The 19272-nt window shown below is 67.7% G+C and carries 16 protein-coding genes, 1 tRNA gene and 1 other RNA gene; 8 read left to right on the top strand and 10 right to left on the bottom strand.

The genetic code is table 11. The annotated features are described in order from the left end of the window. Positions 1-9 precede the first annotated feature (9 nt). Together BSZ40_RS12035 and BSZ40_RS08890 are read left to right on the top strand one after the other, a co-directional pair. Positions 10-3351, top strand: a complete 3342-nt coding sequence (locus BSZ40_RS12035) for a hypothetical protein (RefSeq protein ID WP_073825404.1) — start codon at positions 10-12, stop codon at positions 3349-3351. 3 nt (positions 3352-3354) lie between these two features. Further along, positions 3355-3795 carry a (deoxy)nucleoside triphosphate pyrophosphohydrolase gene (locus BSZ40_RS08890; RefSeq protein WP_073825402.1) on the top strand — a complete coding sequence of 147 codons (441 nt, stop codon included), beginning with the start codon at positions 3355-3357 and terminating at the stop codon, positions 3793-3795. Positions 3796-3817: 22 nt separating this feature from the next. Here the strand turns inward: BSZ40_RS08890 and BSZ40_RS08885 are convergent, their stop codons facing one another. Beyond that, positions 3818-4207 carry a type II toxin-antitoxin system death-on-curing family toxin gene (locus BSZ40_RS08885; protein WP_073825400.1) on the bottom strand — a complete coding sequence of 130 codons (390 nt, stop codon included), beginning with the start codon at positions 4205-4207 and terminating at the stop codon, positions 3818-3820. Continuing rightward, positions 4204-4407 carry a CopG family transcriptional regulator gene (locus BSZ40_RS08880; protein WP_073825398.1) on the bottom strand — a complete coding sequence of 68 codons (204 nt, stop codon included), beginning with the start codon at positions 4405-4407 and terminating at the stop codon, positions 4204-4206. Before BSZ40_RS08880 ends, BSZ40_RS08885 begins: the two co-directional genes overlap by 4 nt. A gap of 213 nt (positions 4408-4620) precedes the next feature. On the opposite strand from BSZ40_RS08880, the gene BSZ40_RS08875 reads away from it, so the two are divergent. Next, on the top strand, positions 4621-5331 hold the full coding sequence (locus BSZ40_RS08875) for a TetR/AcrR family transcriptional regulator (RefSeq protein ID WP_073825396.1): 711 nt from the start codon (positions 4621-4623) through the stop codon (positions 5329-5331). Here BSZ40_RS08875 and BSZ40_RS08870 read toward each other — a convergent pair. Further along, positions 5321-6121, bottom strand: a complete 801-nt coding sequence (locus tag BSZ40_RS08870) for a type I 3-dehydroquinate dehydratase (protein ID WP_073825394.1) — start codon at positions 6119-6121, stop codon at positions 5321-5323. The two genes, BSZ40_RS08875 and BSZ40_RS08870, sit on opposite strands and share 11 nt — an antisense overlap. A 103-nt stretch (positions 6122-6224) precedes the next feature. Here BSZ40_RS08870 and BSZ40_RS08865 point away from each other — a divergent pair, with 103 nt between their 5' ends. Further along, a complete protein-coding gene (locus BSZ40_RS08865; protein ID WP_073825392.1) occupies positions 6225-7037 on the top strand; it encodes a variant leucine-rich repeat-containing protein in 813 nt (270 codons plus the stop codon). Positions 7038-7113: 76 nt separating this feature from the next. Here BSZ40_RS08865 and trxA read toward each other — a convergent pair whose 3' ends face one another. The 6 genes from trxA to ffs form a co-directional block, all read right to left on the bottom strand. Next, a complete protein-coding gene (gene trxA, locus BSZ40_RS08860; protein ID WP_073825390.1) occupies positions 7114-7485 on the bottom strand; it encodes a thioredoxin in 372 nt (123 codons plus the stop codon). Between the two features lie 134 nt (positions 7486-7619). Continuing rightward, positions 7620-8666 (bottom strand): aspartate-semialdehyde dehydrogenase, encoded by a 1047-nt coding sequence (locus BSZ40_RS08855; protein ID WP_073825388.1) that lies wholly within the window; start codon positions 8664-8666, stop codon positions 7620-7622. After that, positions 8663-9988 (bottom strand): aspartate kinase, encoded by a 1326-nt coding sequence (locus tag BSZ40_RS08850; protein WP_073825386.1) that lies wholly within the window; start codon positions 9986-9988, stop codon positions 8663-8665. The genes BSZ40_RS08855 and BSZ40_RS08850 overlap by 4 nt, the downstream gene beginning before the upstream one ends. A gap of 240 nt (positions 9989-10228) precedes the next feature. Beyond that, positions 10229-10828, bottom strand: coding sequence for a recombination mediator RecR (gene recR / locus BSZ40_RS08845; protein ID WP_073825383.1), 600 nt, complete (start codon positions 10826-10828; stop codon positions 10229-10231). Positions 10829-10873: 45 nt separating this feature from the next. After that, positions 10874-14095, bottom strand: a complete 3222-nt coding sequence (locus BSZ40_RS08840; RefSeq protein WP_073825500.1) for a DNA polymerase III subunit gamma and tau — start codon at positions 14093-14095, stop codon at positions 10874-10876. Between the two features lie 90 nt (positions 14096-14185). Further along, positions 14186-14281: signal recognition particle sRNA small type (gene ffs / locus BSZ40_RS08835), an RNA gene on the bottom strand. Between the two features lie 95 nt (positions 14282-14376). Between ffs and BSZ40_RS08830 the strand changes: the two genes are divergently transcribed. Next, positions 14377-14464, top strand: a tRNA-Ser gene (locus BSZ40_RS08830). A 685-nt stretch (positions 14465-15149) separates the two neighbouring features. Here the strand turns inward: BSZ40_RS08830 and BSZ40_RS08820 are convergent. After that, complete coding sequence (locus BSZ40_RS08820) at positions 15150-15461, bottom strand: hypothetical protein (protein WP_084542767.1); 312 nt, start codon at positions 15459-15461, stop codon at positions 15150-15152. A 155-nt stretch (positions 15462-15616) separates the two neighbouring features. On the opposite strand from BSZ40_RS08820, the gene BSZ40_RS08815 reads away from it, so the two are divergent. The 3 genes from BSZ40_RS08815 (at position 15617) to BSZ40_RS11630 (ending at position 18883) form a co-directional block, all read left to right on the top strand. Further along, positions 15617-16537, top strand: coding sequence for a hypothetical protein (locus BSZ40_RS08815; RefSeq protein ID WP_073825377.1), 921 nt, complete (start codon positions 15617-15619; stop codon positions 16535-16537). 484 nt (positions 16538-17021) lie between these two features. Then, entirely contained in the window at positions 17022-18026 is a 1005-nt protein-coding gene (locus BSZ40_RS11635) for a hypothetical protein (protein ID WP_143180929.1), read from the top strand. A 113-nt stretch (positions 18027-18139) separates the two neighbouring features. Continuing rightward, positions 18140-18883: a hypothetical protein gene (locus BSZ40_RS11630; RefSeq protein ID WP_143180928.1), complete on the top strand. Its 744-nt coding sequence runs from the start codon at positions 18140-18142 to the stop codon at positions 18881-18883. The last annotated feature ends 389 nt before the right edge of the window (positions 18884-19272 follow it).

Here is a 19272-nt window from a genome sequence, read left to right as displayed (position 1 = left end):
CTGGCGAGCATGACTCTGCCGCCGCTGCCAGCCCTGCTTACCTCCCTGCGGAAGCTGCCGCATTCCGAGCGGGTAAGCCAGGTGGTTTCCCTAGCCCTCGCCCACCGTGCCCGCCCAGAGTTGGCGGCCTGGCTCGACGCCCTGGCCGCGGAGTCGACCTACCACACGCGCCTGGTGCTGCCGGCGGCCGTGGCCCTCAACGATACCGCCCGCCTGCAGGCCCTGATTCACCACCCGAACGTCGGGGTGCAGGTGGTGGCCCGCCGGGCGGCGCCGCTGCCCGCCGACGCCACCGGTTTCGTCTCCCACTACCTCGCTCTGCCGCTGCTGCACCGCGGCAAACTGGCCGAGCGGCTGCGCCGCGAGCGCCGCAGCGACCTGGTGGAGGCGCTGCTGGCCGGGCCGCTCGGCGACAACGAGCGGGCCCGCCTGCTGGTGGGGGCGCGGGCGCAGGTGATCGCGGAGCTGCTGCCGGAGCTGGGCGACCTAGTGCCGAACCTGCGGCTGATCGCCCAGCTGCACCCGGACGTCGTGCTCGACGAATTGGCGCGCCGCCTGACCGGGCTGCCGCCCGCGGCCCGCCCCGCCGCCTGGCGGTGGGCGTCCCCGGCGTGGGAGCCGCTGACGCGCCTGCGCCCGGCCGCGGTGGTGGAGCTGGTGGCGGCCAGCCCGCCGCCGGAAGGCCTACCGGAGGCGCTGCGGCAATTCACGGCGCGGCTGCTGCGCACGGTGCCCGGGCCCACGGTCGCCGTGTTGACGGCCAACCCCGTGCCGGTGGGCCTGCGGCTGGGGCCGCGCCCGCACCTGACGCACGCGCTGCGGGTGGCGTTCGCGGGCCTGCCGCGGCAGTTGCAGGCGCAGCTGACGCGGGCGGTGCGCGACGACGACCGCCACGTGGCGGCCTACCTGGCGGCGGTGCCGCCCAGCGACCGGGCGGAGTTGTTCGCCGCCACCTACGCCGACGTGGAACTCGCCACCCGCGAGTGGGACGAGGCACTGCTGCACGTGCTACCGCACGCCGAGCGACTCGCCCAGGCCGACCGGCAGGCCCAGCTGCCGGACAACAGCGATCTGGCCAGGCAGTTGGCGTTAGCGGCCTTCCGCGCCCCGGCGGTGGCGTGGGAGGTGGCCGAGTCGCAGCTGCGGGCCGCCGACGCGGACGTGCGCTCCGCCGCCTGGCGGGCCCTGCTGGGGGCGGCCGGGCGTAGCCGCCGCCAGGCGGAGATGGACCGGGTGTGGGAGCTGTTGCCCCGCGCCGCCAATGAGCAGGATCCGGTGCGCCAAGCCATCGCGTCGGCCTTGAGTCTGCTCCCGGCGGCCAGCGTGGCGGCCGGGCCCGCCGCCCCGCTGGCGGCCTTCGTGCGCAGCGTTGCCGAGGCGCGCGACACCTCCGACTTGACCCGCGCTTCTCTGCGTCTGGCGTTGTGGCGGGCCGTCTTCGCGTCCGCCGCGGCGGGGCCGGTGCCGACCGGGCCGGACAGCCCGCTGGCGGGCCTGGCGCTGCTGGCCAACTCCGCGCTGCCCACCTCTATCCCACACTTGGCGCTGCCGCCCGCGGCCCGCGCCGCCGTCGTCGCCGCGCTGCTGCCGCCCGTGCGGGCTGCCGCCCGCCACGGCAAGTTCCGCCCCGCCCTGCTCCTGTGGGAGGCCCTCGGGCGCCACGCCTACCCCCTGATCCCCCTGGTAGACCTGGTGCACCAGGCGTTGGCGGCCCCGGAGCGGGCAGTGGCAGAGCAGGCAGCGCGCTACTGGTTGGCCGATCCTGCCACCCGGGCGGCCCGGCTGGGGCAACTAGTGCACGACGACGCCTCCTGGGTGGTGGTAGGCGCGGTGGCCGCGGCGCTAGCCGACTACCGACAAGACCTCGTGCCGCTCCTGTTGGCTCCCTCCAAATGGCGAGGACGGTTTGCCAACAAACACAACCAGCTTCCCCTGCTGACCGGCAGCTTTAGCGGCTGGTTGCCGCAGGATGTCGCGAAGTACGCCGCCCTGCTGCGACGGGAGGCGACAAACCAGAAGACGGCGTACTACCGCGCGGTAGCCGTAGCCAAGGTGGCGGTGCGGCTGCCGGAGGAGGGCATCGCCGTCGCCGAGGAACTGCTGGCCGCCCCCCAGGTGCAGCTGCAGGAGATCGCCTTGGCGGGCCTGGCCCACACCCACCGCCCGGAACCCGCCCTGGAGCTGCTGCTGACCCAGCGGGGCACCGACCGGGCGCGGGTGGCGATGTACTCGCTCGCCCCCGTGGTGGCCAAGCTACCGCCGGAGGTGGCGGCCCAGAAGATGGCCGAGCTGGCCTCCGACGAGCACGCCAAGCTCACCTCCCGCAAGGAGGCGGTGCGCCTGCTGGCGCGGCTGCGGCCGCCCACCGCCCCAGAGCTGCTGGCGGCGTGGGCGGGGGACGCCGCGGTGCCGGAGGACGTGCGCATCGCGGCCGCCCGCGCACTGCTGACATTCCTGGACTTCCCGGAGGCGTTCGGCCAGCTGGCGGCCGTGGCCGCCCTCAGCCCCGGGGCGGCCTGGCAGCTCAGCCGCACCCCGCCGACGCAACTCGCCCCCCGCCACCGGGCCCGCTTCGCCGAGTTTTTGACCACCTGCCCGGCGCGCACGGAGATCGTCAACAACCTGGCCCCGTGGGGCGTGCACTACCCGCCGCTGGCCGACTATTTGGCCAACCTCGCCCTGGGGGCGGACGTGCCGGTGGCGCGCCTGGCCCTGGAACAGCACGCCGCCTTGCTCGGCAGGCTGCCGGATTGGGCCAGCGCGTGGCGCCTGGCCCGCGCCCTCGCCGAGCGGGCCGCCGCCGGGCCGGACGTCGAACCGGTGGCGGGGCCGGTCAGCGACCTGCCGCACTGGCAGCGGCTGCGGCACTGGGTCGGTCGGCTGGTGCCCCGCACGCCGGTCGAGCGCCAGTGGCAGCGCGGCCACCTGACCCAGCTGGCCACCCAGCTGCAGGACTGGCCACTGGTGGCCGAGCTGGCCTGGCCCCTGCTGGCCGCGGCCATCGACTGGCAAGCGCCCGCGGCGCCGCTGCGGGCCCTGGCCGCGGCAATGCGCGACCCGCTGCGCGTCGGCGAGGCCCGCGCCCTGGTAACAGACAGCTGCCGCCTGACGCACGACAACGGCATCCTGCCGCCCGCCACCGAACTGGCGGCGCTGGTGGAGGACACCGACGCCGTGACGGCGGGCCTGGCGCTCGCGGTGGTCGCGGTCGCCGGGCCCGCCACCGGCTGGGCCGCGCCGTGGCGGGAGCACCTGGTGGCGCTGCGCTCCCACCCGGTGGCGGCGGTGCGGGCGTGGGCCCGCCACACCGTCACCGAGCTGTTCGTCGAGTACGACTACGGCTGGGAGTAGGCGATGCCGACAAGGGAAGAGCCCGCCGGACCCGGGTTGGTGGTGGCGGCCGCCGTTTTTCGGGCCGGGCGCCTGCTGGCGGCCCAACGCTCCTACCCGCCCGCGCTGCGCGGGCAGTGGGAGCTGCCGGGCGGGAAAGTCGAGCCGGGCGAGGAACCCGTGGCGGGCCTGGCGCGGGAGCTGCGCGAGGAGCTGGGGCTGGCGATCAGGATCGGCGAGGAGGTGCGGCCCCCGGACGCGGGGGAAAAGCCGGGGTGGCCCATTCTCGGCGGCCGCCGCATGCGCGTGTGGCTGGCCGCGCCGCTCAGCGAGGCCACGCCCGGCGACGACCACCTGGCGGTGCGGTGGGTGGGGCCCGGGGAGTGGCAGGAATTGGCGTGGTTGGCTCCCAACGTGCCCATCGTGGCGGCGGCTTTCGCCCAGCAGCCTCCTGGCGGCGGCTAGCCCGCCGGGACGCCGGTATGGCCTAGGGCAGCGGGGAGGCCAGGGGTCGACACCAGGACGCCAGCTGCCGCGCTACCGCCGCCAGTTCGAGTTGCTCCCCGCTGGCCACCGCCATGACGAGGGCGAAGGCGTCGTCGTCAGGTGCCTGCAGGTCGCAACCGTTGAGCCCCAGAAACACGACGGTGGCCAGCCAGCCCAGGCGCTTGTTACCGTCCAGCAGGGCGTCATTGCGCACTAGCGAATCCAGCAGGGCGGCGGCCTGGAGTGTCAGTGTGGGATAGGCCGGAGTGCCCCACAGTTCGGTCTGCGGGCGCCGCGCTGCGGCCTGCAACAGGCCCAAGTCGCGCACCGGCCCTACCCCCAGGTCGGCAGTCAGCTGGAGGAGGTCCTCCAATGTCAGAAAGTTGCTCACTGCCCGAGGCGGGCGAGCAACTTCGCGTACCGACTCCGGGCCGCCGCCGACAGAGCGGTTACCGACTGTTCGTGCCCCCGTCGGGCCGCCGCCTCGTGGATGGCCCGGATGGTAGCTTCGTGTTTGCTCACGCCCGCTTCCTGCGCCAGCCGGGTCAAAGCCACTTCATCTTCGGCAGAGAGCCGCAATGTCATCGCCATAGCCCGCACGATACCACTGTGGTATCACCATCGGCGTTTGCGGCGGCTTTCGCCCAGCAGCCCGTCACGTAAAACCTTCTGCCCGGCCGACGGCGCCGGATCGCCACCCCGCCGCCCGCCAGGCGCGCCCCCGCAAGGCTTTACAGCCCGCGCGCCACTCCCACCCGAGGCGACAAATTAGGGCAAATTGTCACCATCTGGCACGATGCGCCCATGCCCAAGATCATCGGCGCCTCGTTGGCGGAACACCGTGCCCGCACTCGCGACAAGTTGTTTGCGGCCCTGGCCGCCCTCATGGAGGAGCGCGGCTTCGACTCGATAACGCTCGCCGAGATCGCCACCCGCGCCGGGGTGGGACGCACCGCCGTCTACAACCACTTCAAGGACAAAGAGAGCCTGCTGCTGGGGCTGATCTCCCACCAGACCGCCGACTACCTCGCCAATCTGCAGGCCGCCCTGGCGGGCGTGACCGATCCGATCGAGCAGCTGCGCATCTACGTCGAACAGCAATTGAGCCTCCGCGCGTCCTACCACTGGGCCCCCGGCCCGGAACTGCGGCACGTCGTCAACGCCGAGACGTACCGCGAGTTCGCCAACCACGGGCGGGCCGTGGAGGCCCTGTTGCGGCAGATCCTCACCGCCGCCCACCAGGCGGAGCTGATCCCCGCTCCCGAACTGGACGTGCTCGTCCCTCTCGTCCACTCGTGCCTGGCCGCCCGCCCCATTCCGGTGGAGGCCGCCGCCCGCGCCCGCTTCATTCTCGGCACCGAACTGTTCGTCATGCGCGCTGTCGGGGTCGCCAGTCAGCGCGCCGAGGCCGCCGTGCGGCCCCACGTGGAGGAGGTCCACCGGGCAACCGCCCGCGAGCCCGTGCCGCCCCGCCAGTCCCAGCGGGGGCGCTGCCCCGTGCACGTTAGCGCTTAAGGGCCGCCCGCACCCGTGCCACAGGCACCTGCCCGGGGGCCGTGGCCAGCCCCACCGTGGCAAAGGTTGCCAGCGACCGGGTCAGCTCCGGGCAGCACCGCGCCGCCTGCCCGGCCTGCCCCATCGCAATGGCGATGGTGGGGCGGGGGCAAGTAGCCGCCGCGGCCGCCAGCGCCGCCACGTCGGCTGGACCGGCGGCCTGCACCGCGACCTTCACGACGTCGGGGTCGAGCGCCGCCAGCGCGGCAAAGACCTGCCCCAGCTGGGCGGGCAGCCCCGTGAAGTCATGGAATGAGACCACCACCTGGCAGGGTGCCCCGACGCGCCCCCGCGCGCCGAACCTCCCGCCCGCGTCGCCGCCCACCGCCGAGCCGCCACCCGCGCCGCCGCCCGCGGCAGCGGCGATTCCCCCCGTCGCCCCCGCCCGGGCGGCGGCCACCATTTCCGCCCCGAAGCGCCCCTCCACGTCGACAGCGGCGCACACGCTTGCCAACGTTTCCACGGCCTGCCGGTAGGTGGCGGGCGTGACCTCCGCCTGCCCGCCCTCGGGGCGCGTGCGCAGCGTACCGAGCACCGGCAGGCCCGCCCCGGCCACCGCCACCGCTCCCCGGGCCAGCGCCTCCGGCCGCCGCCACTGCACGTCGCTGAGGTCCACGCGCCACTCCACGAAGTCTGCCCCGGCCGCTCGGGCGGCAGCAGCGGCGGCCACGCACTGGTCGAGGCTGCCCGCCACAGGCACGATGATCGCGGGGGTGGCGGGCGAGAATGCGGTCAGCTGCGGGGTGGCCATAGGCTCATCGTAGGGGCGGTGTGAGGTGTCAGGCTTCATGCCGCCCGCATCGTAAAACGGGTACCGCTACCATGACACGGAGGATTGACGAAAGGTCGACACGATGACGCAATCGGAGCTGTTGCGACTCGCACAGGACCCCGGCACGCCGCTGCATACTTTGCAGCAGCTCGCGCAGGAGTACCCAGGCTTGCGCCCGGCCATTGCCTTAAACCCGTCGACGTACCCGGCGCTGCTGGAGTGGCTGGGCGCGCTCGGCGATCCGGCGGTGAACCAAGCCTTGGCGCAGCGCTCGGCCGGGGCGCCGCCCGGCGGTCCCTACGGCGCCCCGGTCGGTCCGCCCATCGATGTCTCCGAAAACGAGCCGCGCTCGGTGCTGCCGTGGCTGTTGGCCTTCTTGGCGCTCGCGTTTGTGGCCGCCGTGGTGTGGGTGTTGTTGACGTTCTTCTCCGGCCCGGCCCCGGCGCAGTCTGGTCCCGACGCGGGGGCCGTGACCGCGCCTGCCGCCCCGGCCCCGGCACCCGAGGAGGAGACACCTGCCCCCGCGGAGAGCCCCGTTGAGGAGGTGCGGCCCGCCCCGGAGGGTGCCTTCGACATTCAAAGTTTCCTCGCGCCGTCCGGCAACATCGGTTGTGTCTTTGGGGAAGACACCGTCAAGTGCACGATTGACGAGCACAGTTTTGTCCCCTCGCAGGGCCAGTGCGACGCCTCCTCCCCCGTTGAGGTGACCATCAATGCCGACGGTAAGCAGTCGGTTAAGTGCGTCAAAGACCTTGACGTGACGGGCACGACGCTGCAGTACGAGCAGTCAGCCGCCCGCGGCCCCTTCGCGTGCACGGCCCGCGAGACGGGTATCGAATGCTGGCACACCGTGTCCGGTGAGAGCTTCACCCTGAGCCGGGAGGCGCTCCGCTAACCCGCGCCCCCCTTGCCTGTGTCCGCGCCCTGCTTCCGCCGGGGCGGGCCCGGGCGGTGCTCCGGGCGCGGGCGGCTCAGCCCTGCTCGGCCGCCTCGGCCTGGGCGATCTGCTCGCGCACCACGTCCATGTCCAGACCCTTGACCTGCTCCACTAGGTCCCGCAGCTGCGGCTCACGCACCGCCCCGGCCTGGTGGAACACCAGCACCTTTTCCCGGAACACCATCAAGGTCGGGATGGAGACGATGCCGAACTGGGCGGACAGCTCCTGGTTGGCCTCAGTATCGATCTTGCCGAAGACGATGTCTTCGTAGTCGCGGGAGACCTTCTCGAACACCGGAGCGAACTGGCGGCAAGGGCCGCACCAGGTGGCCCAGAAGTCCAAAATGACGATGTCGTTGTTTTCCAGTGTCTCGGCGAAAGTTTCGCCGGTCAGGTCGACAAGCACGCGGCTCTCCTTTATTGATCTGTGCAACTTGCTGCCACATTAACCAGCTCACCCAGGTTTTTGTTCCCCCAGCGGGCAATGTGGCGGCAAACACGGGGCGGGGCACGCAGGTACCCCGCCCGCCCCGCCACCGCTCAGGCCGACAATTCGGCCGCCACGAGCCGCGCCAACTCGACGGCGTTCAGGGCCGCGCCCTTGCGCAGGTTGTCGCCGACGATGAACATGGCCAGTCCGCGCTCGTCCGGCACCGCTTGGTCTTGCCGCAGCCGCCCGACGAACACCCCGTCCCGCCCGGCCGCCTTCAACGGGGTGGGCACCTCGTCGTAGGTAACGCCCGGTGCCCCCGCCACCAGCTGGCGGGCCTGGGCAACGGGCAGGGGGGCGGCGAACTCGGCGTGCACCGCCAGCGCGTGCCCGGAAAAGACGGGGACCCGCACGCAGGTGCCGGAGACCGCGAGATCATCGACGTGCAGGATGCGGCGCGACTCGTTGCGCAGCTTCTGCTCCTCGTCGGTCTCGTTGGAGCCGTCGTCCACCAGTGCGCCCGCCAACGCCACCACGTTGAAGGCGATGGGCTCGACGTAGACCTGCGGGGCAGGCAGGTCGATCGCCTCGCCGTCGACCGCCAGGCCCTCCAACTGCTGTCCCACCCCGTGGCGCACCTGGTCCGCCAACTCCCGCACACCCGCCAGGCCCGAACCGGACACGGCCTGGTACGACGAAACGTGTAGGCGCCGTAGCCCGGCAGCGGCGTGCAGGGGTTGGAGCACCGGCATGGCCGCCATCGTGGTGCAGTTCGGGTTGGCGATGATGCCCTTGGGGCGGGCGGCGATGTCCTGCGGGTTGACCTCGGAGACCACCAACGGCACCTGCGGGTCCTTCCGCCAGGCCGAAGAGTTATCAATGACGACGGCGCCCGCGGCCGCGAATCGCGGCGCATACTCGCGGGAAGTGGCACCGCCCGCAGAGAAGATGGCGATGTCAATGTCGTGGAAGTCGGCGCTGGCCACGTCCTCCACCACCACGTCCTGGCCCCGCCACGGCAGGGTGGTGCCCGCCGAGCGGGCCGAAGCAAAGTAGCGCATCTGCGCTACCGGGGTGTCGTCCGCCTCCAGCAGGGCGCGCATAACCCGCCCCACCTGGCCGGTGGCGCCCACGATGGCGTACCGCAAAGCTTTCATCGTCCGGTCCCTCCGTACACGATCGCCTCGGCGCTGGCCGAGTCCAAGCCGAAGGCAGTGTGGGTGGCCCGCACCGCCGCATCCAGATCCGCCAGGGCGGTGACCACCGAGATGCGAATCTCGGAGGTGGAAATCATTTCAATGTTTATTCCCGCCTCGCTCAGGGCCCCGAAGAGCTTGGCCGAGACCCCCGGGTGGGAGCGCATGCCCGCCCCGACCAGCGACAGTTTGCCGATCTCGTCAGTCAGGAAGATACGACCGTAGCCGATCTCCTCCTTGGCGGCCTGCAGGGCAGCCAACGCCCCCGGACCGTCCGGGGTGGGCAGGGTGAAGGACAAGTCGGTGTGCCCGTCGTCGACCGAAACGTTCTGCACGATCATGTCGATGTTGGCCTCCGCAGCGGCCACGATCGCGAAGATGCGGGCGGCCAGGCCCGGCCGGTCGGGCACCTTGGTCAGGGTGATCTTCGACTGGGAGCGGTCGTGGGCGATACCGGTGATCAGGGGGGCTTCCACGGGGTCCTCCTTCGAGGCGGCGATGATGGTGTCAGCGAGACTGGGGGCGAGCAGGCGCACTAGGTCGGGGTTGACGGCGTGATCGGCGATCCAGGTGCCGTCCTTGTCGGAGAACGACGAGCGCACGTGCAGCGCCACGTGGTGACGGCGGGCATACTCCACGGCCCGCAGGTGCAGGATCTTGGCGCCGTGGGCCGCCAACTCAAGGGTCTCTTCCGCGGTGAGGGTGGTGATGCGGCGCGCGGAGGGCACCACCCGCGGGTCGGCAGTGAACAGGCCGTCCACGTCCGTGTATATCTCGCACACGTCGGCCCGCAGGGCAGCGGCGAGCGCCACGGCGGTGGTGTCGGAGCCGCCGCGGCCGAGCGTTGTGACGTCGTCGCGTTCCGACAGGCCTTGGAAACCGGCGACGATCGCGACGTTGCCCGCCTGGATGCAGCGCACCACCCGCTCCGGGACGACCCCCAAAATTGAGGCCTTGCCGAAGGCCGAGTCGGTGTGCACCCCCGCCTGGCGGCCCGTGAACGCGTGCGCCCCCACCCCTTGCGCTTCGATAGCCATGGCCAGCAGCGACATGGAGATGCGCTCCCCGGCGGACATGAGCAGGTCCATTTCCCGCGCGTGCGGGGACGGGTTGAGGGCCGCCGCCATGTCCAGCAGTTCGTCGGTAGTGTCGCCCATCGCCGAGACCACGACGACGACGTCGTGCCCGGCCTTCTTCGTCTCGACGATGCGCTTGGCTACCCGCTGCATCGCCGCCACGTCACTCACGGACGAGCCACCGAATTTCTGCACGATCAGGCTCATGGTGCTCCTGGGGGGTGGGCCGCCACCGCCCAGGGGTGGCGGCATCGGACACGTGTGGGCATTGTTTCACGACGTGGGCGGCCCGCCGCAGGGGCGTCCAGCATGTAAAGCCTCACAGGTGCGGCAACTTTCCTTGATTTCCCAATGCCACCGGGCATTTGTCCGCGCTTGGCCACCCGCACGCCCAGCACCGAGGACTGCCGCCCCACCCCCGTCGTCTCACTGACTGGACAGGTGGGGCTACTGGCCCACCAGGCGGCGGCCTTCGAAGGCCCGCCCCAAGGTCACTTCGTCGGCGTACTCTAGGTCTCCGCCCACCGGCAAGCCCGAAGCCAAACGGGAGACCGGCACCTCCAGGGTGCGCAACATGCGCACCAGGTAAGCGGCGGTAGCCTCGCCTTCGATGTTGGGATCGGTGGCGATGATGACCTCCGTGATGTTGCCGTCCCCCACGCGCCCCAGCAGTTGGCGGATCCGCAGCTGATCCGGCCCGATGCCGTTCATCGGATCTATCGCCCCGCCGAGCACGTGGTAGCGGCCCCGGAACTCGCGGGTGCGTTCGATCGCGACGACATCCTTGGGTTCCTCCACGACGCACAGCACATCGTCGGCCCGCCGCGGGTCCCGGCAAATCGCGCACAGTTCCGCCTCAGCGACATTGCCGCACACCTCGCAAAACCGCACCTTGGCTTTGACCTCCCGCAGGGCGGTGGCCAGTTGTTCTACCTCCGCTGGGTCCGCGCCCAGGATGTAAAAGGCGATACGTTGCGCGCTCTTGGGGCCGATCCCGGGCAGGCGTCCCAGTTCGTCAATGAGGTTTTGTACCGCGCCGTCGTACACGCTTTATCCTTCCTCCCGGCCCGCCTCCCAGCGGGACACTGCAGCCTACTGGGCGTCCGCGCCGGTCCGTTCCTCCAACACCCGCCCGCCAAGCACCCGCAGCAGCACGTGCACCCCGGCCTCGGTGGTGGTGTCGGCGCCCGGATCGTCGTAGCTGATCTCGTCCTCACCGTCCTGGAACGTCAGGTTCGCCGCCCGCCCTGCCGACGCCGGGCCCACCGGGGCGTACGGATCCTCCGGGCCGTAGGGGTCCTCCGGTTCGGGCGGGAGCGGCTCGTAGTCTGGCGCCGACAGGTGCCGCAACTGGCGGCCCGAGCGAATATCGTGCACCGTCGCGTGCGCGGGGCGCGGTGGTGCATCCACCACTGGCGGTGGCTCCGGGGCGGGGGTTGGGTGGGCGGGCGCCGCGGGCGCCCCTGGCTCGGCCGCAGGTGCAGCAGGTGGGGGCGTCGTCGGCTGCAAGGGCGCACCGGACGTTGACGACTGCGGGGGCGCCGCGGGAGCAGCGGGCGGCGCAACCGGGTGTTGCGCGGCCACCGCCGGGGCGGCGGGACGCGGCGCGGGGGCGGTCGGAGCGGCGGGCGGGCTGGTGGGACGCGCTTCTCCCGCGACGCTCGACGGCGCCGTACTCGCTTCCCCCGCGGATGCCGGGGCAGCTAGCTCCTGGTCGACGGCTGGGCTCTCCCACTGCGGCTCGCACGGGATGGCGGCCACCTCCGGCCACTCCACGTCGTCCCACGCCGCCGCCCCGCGCGCGCTGGTCGGGGCCGCGGGCGGTTGGGACTCCCGGTTGCGTGGCGGCGCGGGCGGTTGGGACTCCCGCCGGGCTGGCGGCGTGGGCGGTTGGGACTCCCGCCGGGCTGGCGGCGTGGGCGGTAAGGACTCCTGGCTGCCTGGCAGTGCGGGTGGTTGGGACCCCTGGTTGCCTGGCAGTGCGGGTGGTTGGGACCCCTGGTTGCCCGACAGCGCAGACGAGGGCACCGACTGGGGCGAGGACGCGGGACGCGCGTTGTCGGCGGCACGAGCGGCAGTGGCTGCGGTCGCCGCACTGTCCGCGGGCACCTCCGCCCGGGGGCCAGGAGCGGGGCGGACGGCCACCTGCGGCTGGGGGAAGTTGTCGCCTCGCCCGGGCGGGAGGTCGTAGCCGAAGTCCGGTTCGGGGCCGAAATCGGGGTCTTGCTCCGGCGGGGCGATAGGGGCGGCCTCAGCCGCGGGGGCTTTTGGGTCCCCCTTCACCTCACCCTCGCGCTGCCCCCGGGGCGCTGACTGGGCAGGCCGCGCCTGCGAGGGTGGTCCGGCTTGCACCGCCACCACCGTCAGTTCCAAGCCCAGTGTCTCGCGGAGGGCAGCCGCGACCGCACCTCCCATGTTGCGCGCTTCGAACGTGGACACCAGGCCCGCGGTCGGGATATGCACAGCAAAGCGGTCGGCTTCGATGGGGCCCGGGTGGGCGTTGGCGGACACCAGCGCCCACACCACCTGGCTCGTGCGGCGCAGCGCCTGCAGCACCTCGTCCCAGCGGTCCCGCACCATCTCGGCGTGCGCGGCGCTCGACGAGGCCTTACTCGGCTGCGGGCGGGCGGGGGCCGTCGCGGCCTCCGGGCGGGCGGGGGCCGACACCTCCGGCCCCGGAGCGGCCGCCGGGAGCGCTGAGGCTGTCGGCCTTGCTTCCGGGGCCGCCACCCGGGCGGGGGCCGCCGCGGGTTCCGGGCGGGCGGGAGCCCCGGCCTCCGGGCGCGGGGCAGCGGCGGCGACAGGGTGCGCAGGGGCGGCCGACGGTGCGCGGTCCCCCGTCGGGGCCGGGGCAGCAGCGGTCTGCCGCGCCTCGGCCTCCTCCAGACGTCGGGCGGCAGCAGGCGGGCGGGACGCGGTCCGGGCGGGCGCTGGCCCACCGGGGGCGGTTTCGGGCACCGGAGGGCCGGCGGGGCCGTCGTCTTCCCCCCAGTCGGCGGCCGCGGCGGCGAGGACGTCTGCGGCAGACCGCGACGGCAGCTCCGGCTGCGGCGCGGACTGGACCGGGGCTGCGGCGGGGGCGGGTCGCGTCGCCGCCGGGCGCCCTGGCCGCTCGCCCGGGGCCCGGCTTGCCTGCACAGGGGCGGGCCGCGTCACGGCCGGGCGGGTGACAGCGGGGGCCGTCCCGGCGGCGGGCGTCACCCCCGCTACCTCGCCCAGGGCCAGCAAAATGCGGGCACACAGCAGTTCCACGTGCAGCCGCGGCGAGGTCGCCCCTGTCATGGAAGTCAGCGCCGCGTTCGTCAGATCGGCGGCCCGCGACAAGGCGGCGGGCCCCAGAGAACGCGCCTGCTCCACCATGCGGGTAAAGACGTCGTCCGGCAGACCGGCCAGCGCGTGGCGTGCGTTCTCGCCCGTCACCGCGACCACCAGCAGGTCACGCAGCCGCTGCAACAGGTCCTCGACGAACCGGCGCGGCTCCTGCCCGGCCCCAATGACGCGCTCGACGACGCGGAAGACCCCGGCACCGTCGTCGGCCGCCAGGGCCGTCACCATCGAATCAAGCATCGCCTCGTCGGTGTAGCCGAGCAGGGCGACGGCCCGCTGATAGTCCAGGCCCCCGTCGACCGCGCCCGCGATCAGCTGGTCCAACACGGAAAGCGAATCACGCACCGACCCGCCCCCGGCCCGCACCACCAACGGCAGCACTCCCGGCGCGATGGCCACCCCCTCCCGGGCAGCCAGCTCCTCCAGAAACGCCGTCAATTCGTCCGGCGGAACGAGCCGGAACGGGTAATGGTGGGTGCGGGAGCGGATCGTGCCGATGACCTTCTCCGGCTCCGTGGTGGCAAAAATGAACTTCACGTGCTCCGGAGGCTCCTCCACCAGCTTCAGCAGCGCATTGAAGCCCTGCGGGGTGACCATGTGGGCCTCGTCCAGGATGAAGATCTTGTACCGGTCCCGCACCGGGGCGAAGGCGGCGCGCTCCCGCAACTCGCGGGCGTCGTCGACCCCGTTGTGGCTCGCCGCGTCAATCTCCACCACGTCCAGCGAGCCCGCCCCATCGCGCGCCAACTCACGGCACGAATCGCACTGGCCACACGGGGTGTCGGTCGGCCCCTGCGCGCAGTTCAAGCACCGCGCCAGAATGCGGGCGCTAGTGGTCTTGCCGCAGCCCCGCGGGCCAGAAAAGAGGTAAGCGTGCGTGACCCGATCGGCGCGCAAAGCCGCCATCAACGGCTCGGTCACGTGGGTCTGGCCGATGACGTCAGCGAAGGCCTCGGGGCGGTAGCGGCGGTACAGGGCAGTGGTCACTCCCCCGATGCTACTGGTGCCCGCCCACAATTTCCGCCCGTCCGTCGCCTGCTCCTGCGCAGGGAGGTGGATGCGGACACAGCCGCGGACGCAAAGGATCCTCCGCGCACCCAGCAGAGCAACCTTATCCTTGCTGCCTTCCGGCCCTGGGGAGGTTCGATTGATACCGTCACGCGGAGGATCGGACATCAGCATACACGCTCACGCAAGCGTGATGCGCCCCACCGTGCAGCCGGTGGCGCTGAGCGACTTGGAGGCGGTAGCATTTGCAGTCGTTGCCTGGAGGATTCGCCTAGTGGCCTATGGCGCACGCTTGGAAAGCGTGTTGGGTGCAAGCCCTCGGGGGTTCGAATCCCCCATCCTCCGCCAGAACAGTGTTACTCAAATCCCCCGAGGGCTTGTCCCTCGGGGGATTTGCTGTGGGCGCGGGCCGGGCTCGGGTTGGATCTCAGAGGCCGACGTCCGGGCAGCGTGGTCAGAATGCACTCGCTCGCGTCTCGTCCACCAGTACCGGCAAGATGAGCTCGCGCCACTGATCGCTTGAGCGGCTACCTGTGCACGGTCGGCCTCTGCCACGCATCGGCGGGTGAGCAGCGCGGTGACGGTGAGATTTGGGTTGCTGTGCTTGCGGCGCGCAGCGCTCTAGCTCACCAAATTGCGTCGTGTAGGCCCACGTACTCTCATCGCTGGCTTTCTTGCTGGTGCCGTACCGTTTCCCGCAGTATCTGCCGACGAACCACGAAGGCTTGAACGTTCAAAGCAGCGTGCAGGCGTAAGGCGCTTTGAAGCACACGGCGCTGCTTGGCTACCTGACGCAGCCGCCGGGACCGCAACCACCGCCATGACTGCTCAATGCACTGCCCGACAAATACCAGCAAAAAGAACACAGCAGGGGCGAACACATGGGCAACGTTCCCCTCACTGACGAACGACAAGAACTTCACTAGCACTCGCCCCACTGCCAGCAAGTCCCTCATATCGAGGGAAGCGACGACTCCACGAGGAGGGGCACTAACAAACCGAAACATGCCAACTCCTAGCACTAGGGAGGCGGTTACTGGAAACGCGCGATGGCTGCCGCTGCCCCGGCGGCGTAAGCCTTGAGCAACGCCTCGTAGTGCGCCACGCCCTCCGGCGCGACCTGCTTCAACGAATCGCAGGCGGAGACCAACGTGCCCACGTTCTGCATTGCCGCGTGCGTCAACGTCGCCCGCGCCGCATCCCGCATCAAAGCCACTTCAGCCCGCCCGGCCAGCAAGTCTGACTCCCGTCGCACAGGACGCGTCACTGCCCACGATAGCTGCAGGCACGCGGCCAGAGCTGTCTCCAAGGCAAACCCTTGCCCAATACCAAATTCGGTTTCCATTTCCATCTCCTTCTTCTGGTGGTTCGCGGGTAAATCACGTTGTCGTCAAGGTAGAAACTTGCGAGCTGCGAGCACCAGCCGGTTGCGCATAATTGGAGCCGCCACGGGGCAGAATTGGAGTTCACACGCTCACCTTGGCTTACGGAGGTAACGGCATGTACCAGCCAGAAGACCTGCGCGCTGACCTGCTGTACCTACGCAAGGGGGCTGGCTACACGCCGAAACGACTGGCCAGCCGCCCGGCGCTTGTCGCGGTGCTCGGCGGAAGGACGGAGCCACCGGAGCTGCTGGTTGAACGCCTAGAGTCAGCTATACGATCACTACACGACCCTGACAGTGAGCTGCTGCTTGGTATCTATGGCCTAGATTCAGCACATGGACCAGCCACGCTGGCTGCACGACGCGACGCAGCTGCTAGTCGCCTCGGCATCGGCAGGGAGGCCGTCGCCGACCGCGACACAGCCGCTGTAGAGCGACTTCTGCGCCAACTACTCACTGGCTGGTATCCGAAGTCTCCTGCTGGCATCCGCGTCCCGGAGTATCACAACGGCTTCATCCAGCACGCTGTCAACGTCACCACCTACGTGCGCGATCACCGCCACCTCGAATCCCAACACTCTTTCCGCCTATTCGCGCTCTTCGATGGTGTCCAGTACGTCACCTTCACGATGAGCTACCCCACCCCACCCAAACCTCTCGGCACTGGGTGGAGCGTTCGCACCGAAGAGATCCCCGGTGGCTGGCAACACGAGTTTTGGCGACAGGAATCAATGCGCCGCGGCCAAACCTATGACTTGGCCTACCGGCTGGTGAATCCAGACCCCAATGAGCCGTATTGGCTGCACGAGGAGTCCCTTGCCTTCCACGAGCCCACCCGGTTTGCCCGATTCACCGTGCACTTCCTAGGCCAACCACCCACGACCGCCTGGCAGTTCAGTGGCCTGACTGCCCTTCAGCGACCAGGCGCCCCCTCAGCGAACACCCAGCTCTCGGCTGAGACAGATGGAACGATCACCGCAACCTTCCGAGACATCTATGGCGGCCTCTACTGCGGACTGGCCTGGGAATGGAAGTAAAGAAGGTGACGCAAAGCACTGTCCAAGAGCAGGCAAAAGGCCTATAGTCGTTGCATGAGAGGTCAAGGCAGCCCAAGCCTAGGTCAGCCGTTTGCGACTGCCGCCCGGGACCGCACATTGTAGTCAATTTTACACCTAGCTTGAAGAAGGATTTAATATAAACACTTTTATCGAAGAACGCATACCCGCCAATACATTTGAGACCCGAAAGAGCAGAATGCAACTATTAGACAGCAATAGAAAACTATTTATACCGCAAGAATGACTGCAGCTCGGCGATTGCATTCACTCAACAAAAAGAGGTTTCAAGACGATGGAAAAGGACGCAACCCCCACCCCCCTACTATCCCCCGACGCCGTTAAGGACTGGGATGCAGATAAATTTGATGAGTTTTTCAACAATGGCTCTGACGGCACTATTAGAACGATCCCTGGATATCTAGAGATAATATACTAGAGCAATAGCCCACAGCACAATAGAGCAGTGACGTCACTGGAGGCAAGGTTGGTTCCCCCCTTAGAAATTACTAAATTGTGGCTTGACCGGTCTTGGTGCATCAGGAAAATCGTTAGACATGACTACGCTCAATTAAGCGGATATAAAGCCACCTGCACGACCTTCGACGTAGATGTCGAAAAAGTGATTGCCATCTCAGGCAATGCAACACCAGAGCCACTGGCGACCCGCGAGCACAACTTCTCGAATTCATCAACGATAGCACTGCCCTTGGAATGGCGCCCTAAGCGCTCTCTTTGCGGGTTAGATATACGCGACGAATCTAATAATTCTCTACACTCGATTAGGAGATCTCAAAGTTCAGCAGCCTGCCTCCTTATGCTTTCAGAGATGCTAGAGGGCATTATAGGCGAATCTCCCTTACCACAGTGCGTCAGTCAGGTCATAATTGCCCTAGTAATGACGGAAAATCCCCCATTTCAAGGCAGTAAAGATAAAGAAAAGCTTGATAGACACTCATGGTCTTCGGCAGAGTGGTTAACTTGGATGAGAAAAAAGTTGAGCAACCTTGACACTCACCACTTTTGGCCTTCCTGCAAAACCGCTAAAGAGCACTGCACATCAATTTGGAATAGAATTATAGCAAACGAAGAATTTTCTTCGACACTCGCACTATACAGCCTCGGCTATATTCGCACGGTAGAAATTTCGACTGACCAGAAAAGTAAAATACTCATTAAAACAGTCGAGGAATTTGCCTCCCCGGAAGCCCTTCTAGCGAATAGCAGTTTACCACGGCGCATAGTACGCAAACTGCTTTTAACCCACTGGGAGGTAGCAAAAACCTTACGCCTGGAATACTCTGCCGACTCACACCTATCCAAAGTTATTGCCCCGAAAGCTTGTGCAGTTTTACAATTAGAAAAGTCAAAGTCTGAGACTAGCATAATAAACACAGGTGGCGAGTGGGCCTACTGGGAGCCCAAAAGACGCCCTGAGCCACAGGACAAACTTCACACATCAAAAAAGTAAAGCGCGTCCTGTTTGTCGCGCGTCGCCACAATGCGATAGTTGCGGGACTATCCCTTTCTGCCATTATGGCACTGCTACAAATATTTCTATACTATTTATCTACGAAGGCAGGCATGAAGGGAGATGGCGTCGTATCCGGAGATGCGCTGACAGTAATTGCTGGTTTTATCGCGATTGCCCCAACAGTGATAGTTGGATTTAATAGCAAGTTATATCACGATAGAATTGCCGATCGACTAGTCAGAAGACACCTAAACCTCATCCGACTTGCAGCGGTCTCTCAACTGGTGGCAGTAATTCTAGCCCTGACAGTTAAAGATTTTAAAGTCCCACTCGCCGGGGATTACTACTTTTATCCACAGGCTGCAGGTGCTGTATTCTTCACGCTAGTCACCCTCGTATTTGCAGATGCTTACATGCAGCGACGAATTCTCTACTTTCAGTGGAGGCGAATATTAATCTGGCGCGCCAATAGCTGCTGGTGGGTGGAGAGCGAAGCTTCTGAGGACGATTTTAAAAGAGCTCGAAGCCACCCTTTGTCTTTTGCGGCAATAAAAGTCACCCTTCAATTAGCAAAGGGTTTTGTTCCACCGATTATGTCATTCGCCCTTGCAGCCACCACACTGTGGCTCAGCCTGATAGAGTTTGACTTAAGCTGGACAACTCGACTCCACGTGGACACCGCTTTATCTCGACTCTTTAACACCGTCGCTGTTCCGTTACTCCAGATCATAGCGACACTGACTATCATCCAGGCCTTGCCGCCACTGCTAACATTGATACAGGGCGCTTTTAAAGCCCTCATTTCACCATCTCGTGATGACAAACCGCAAAAATCAGGAACATGCGTTCTTTAGTCATTAACTTTCATGTGAGTGAGCTTATTAATAGAACCAGGTGCGGGTCATTAAAATCGCACTGGCTCTTTAGCGGGTGCACTTGCTGTAGGCAGTTCAATTGCGTTTTGGTGCTGTGGACTAGGTGATGATACCAACACACAACTTTAGTGTCCGGATAGGTGGCCTGCACCTATCTATAGGACCGTCACCGAACTGGAGTGAATCGCCCCGAAGCAACCGGCTCTTCATATATGTGGGTGTAGTTTGACTGCCATGTGGGGTTACCCGCAGCTGGCTCGCCCTAACTGGCTACCCACGCGCCTCATCCGGTGTATGCGGCAGCAGTTCTCCCCTGGCGGCCATCTAGGGCGAGACTCGGCCAGCGCCCCCCGGCTATTTAGGGCAGC

The sequence above is a fragment of the Buchananella hordeovulneris genome, assembly GCF_001907235.1.
GTDB classification, from domain to species: domain Bacteria; phylum Actinomycetota; class Actinomycetes; order Actinomycetales; family Actinomycetaceae; genus Buchananella; species Buchananella hordeovulneris.
The sequence above is the reverse complement of the archived record's forward strand: the minus strand, read 5'-3'. Positions and strand labels throughout refer to the sequence as shown.

What these genes read in the sequence shown, in the direction of transcription:
- BSZ40_RS12035 (WP_073825404.1), top strand. Translation starts at nt 10, where the DNA reads ATGACTCTGCCGCCGCTGCCAGCCCTGCTTACCTCCCTGCGGAAGCTG.
- BSZ40_RS08890 (WP_073825402.1), top strand. Translation starts at nt 3,355, where the DNA reads ATGCCGACAAGGGAAGAGCCCGCCGGACCCGGGTTGGTGGTGGCGGCC.
- BSZ40_RS08880 (WP_073825398.1), bottom strand. Translation starts at nt 4,407, where the DNA reads ATGGCGATGACATTGCGGCTCTCTGCCGAAGATGAAGTGGCTTTGACC.
- BSZ40_RS08875 (WP_073825396.1), top strand. Translation starts at nt 4,621, where the DNA reads ATGCCCAAGATCATCGGCGCCTCGTTGGCGGAACACCGTGCCCGCACT.
- BSZ40_RS08870 (WP_073825394.1), bottom strand. Translation starts at nt 6,121, where the DNA reads ATGGCCACCCCGCAGCTGACCGCATTCTCGCCCGCCACCCCCGCGATC.
- BSZ40_RS08865 (WP_073825392.1), top strand. Translation starts at nt 6,225, where the DNA reads ATGACGCAATCGGAGCTGTTGCGACTCGCACAGGACCCCGGCACGCCG.
- BSZ40_RS08855 (WP_073825388.1), bottom strand. Translation starts at nt 8,666, where the DNA reads ATGAAAGCTTTGCGGTACGCCATCGTGGGCGCCACCGGCCAGGTGGGG.
- BSZ40_RS08850 (WP_073825386.1), bottom strand. Translation starts at nt 9,988, where the DNA reads ATGAGCCTGATCGTGCAGAAATTCGGTGGCTCGTCCGTGAGTGACGTG.
- BSZ40_RS08820 (WP_084542767.1), bottom strand. Translation starts at nt 15,461, where the DNA reads ATGGAAACCGAATTTGGTATTGGGCAAGGGTTTGCCTTGGAGACAGCT.
- BSZ40_RS08815 (WP_073825377.1), top strand. Translation starts at nt 15,617, where the DNA reads ATGTACCAGCCAGAAGACCTGCGCGCTGACCTGCTGTACCTACGCAAG.
- BSZ40_RS11630 (WP_143180928.1), top strand. Translation starts at nt 18,140, where the DNA reads ATGAAGGGAGATGGCGTCGTATCCGGAGATGCGCTGACAGTAATTGCT.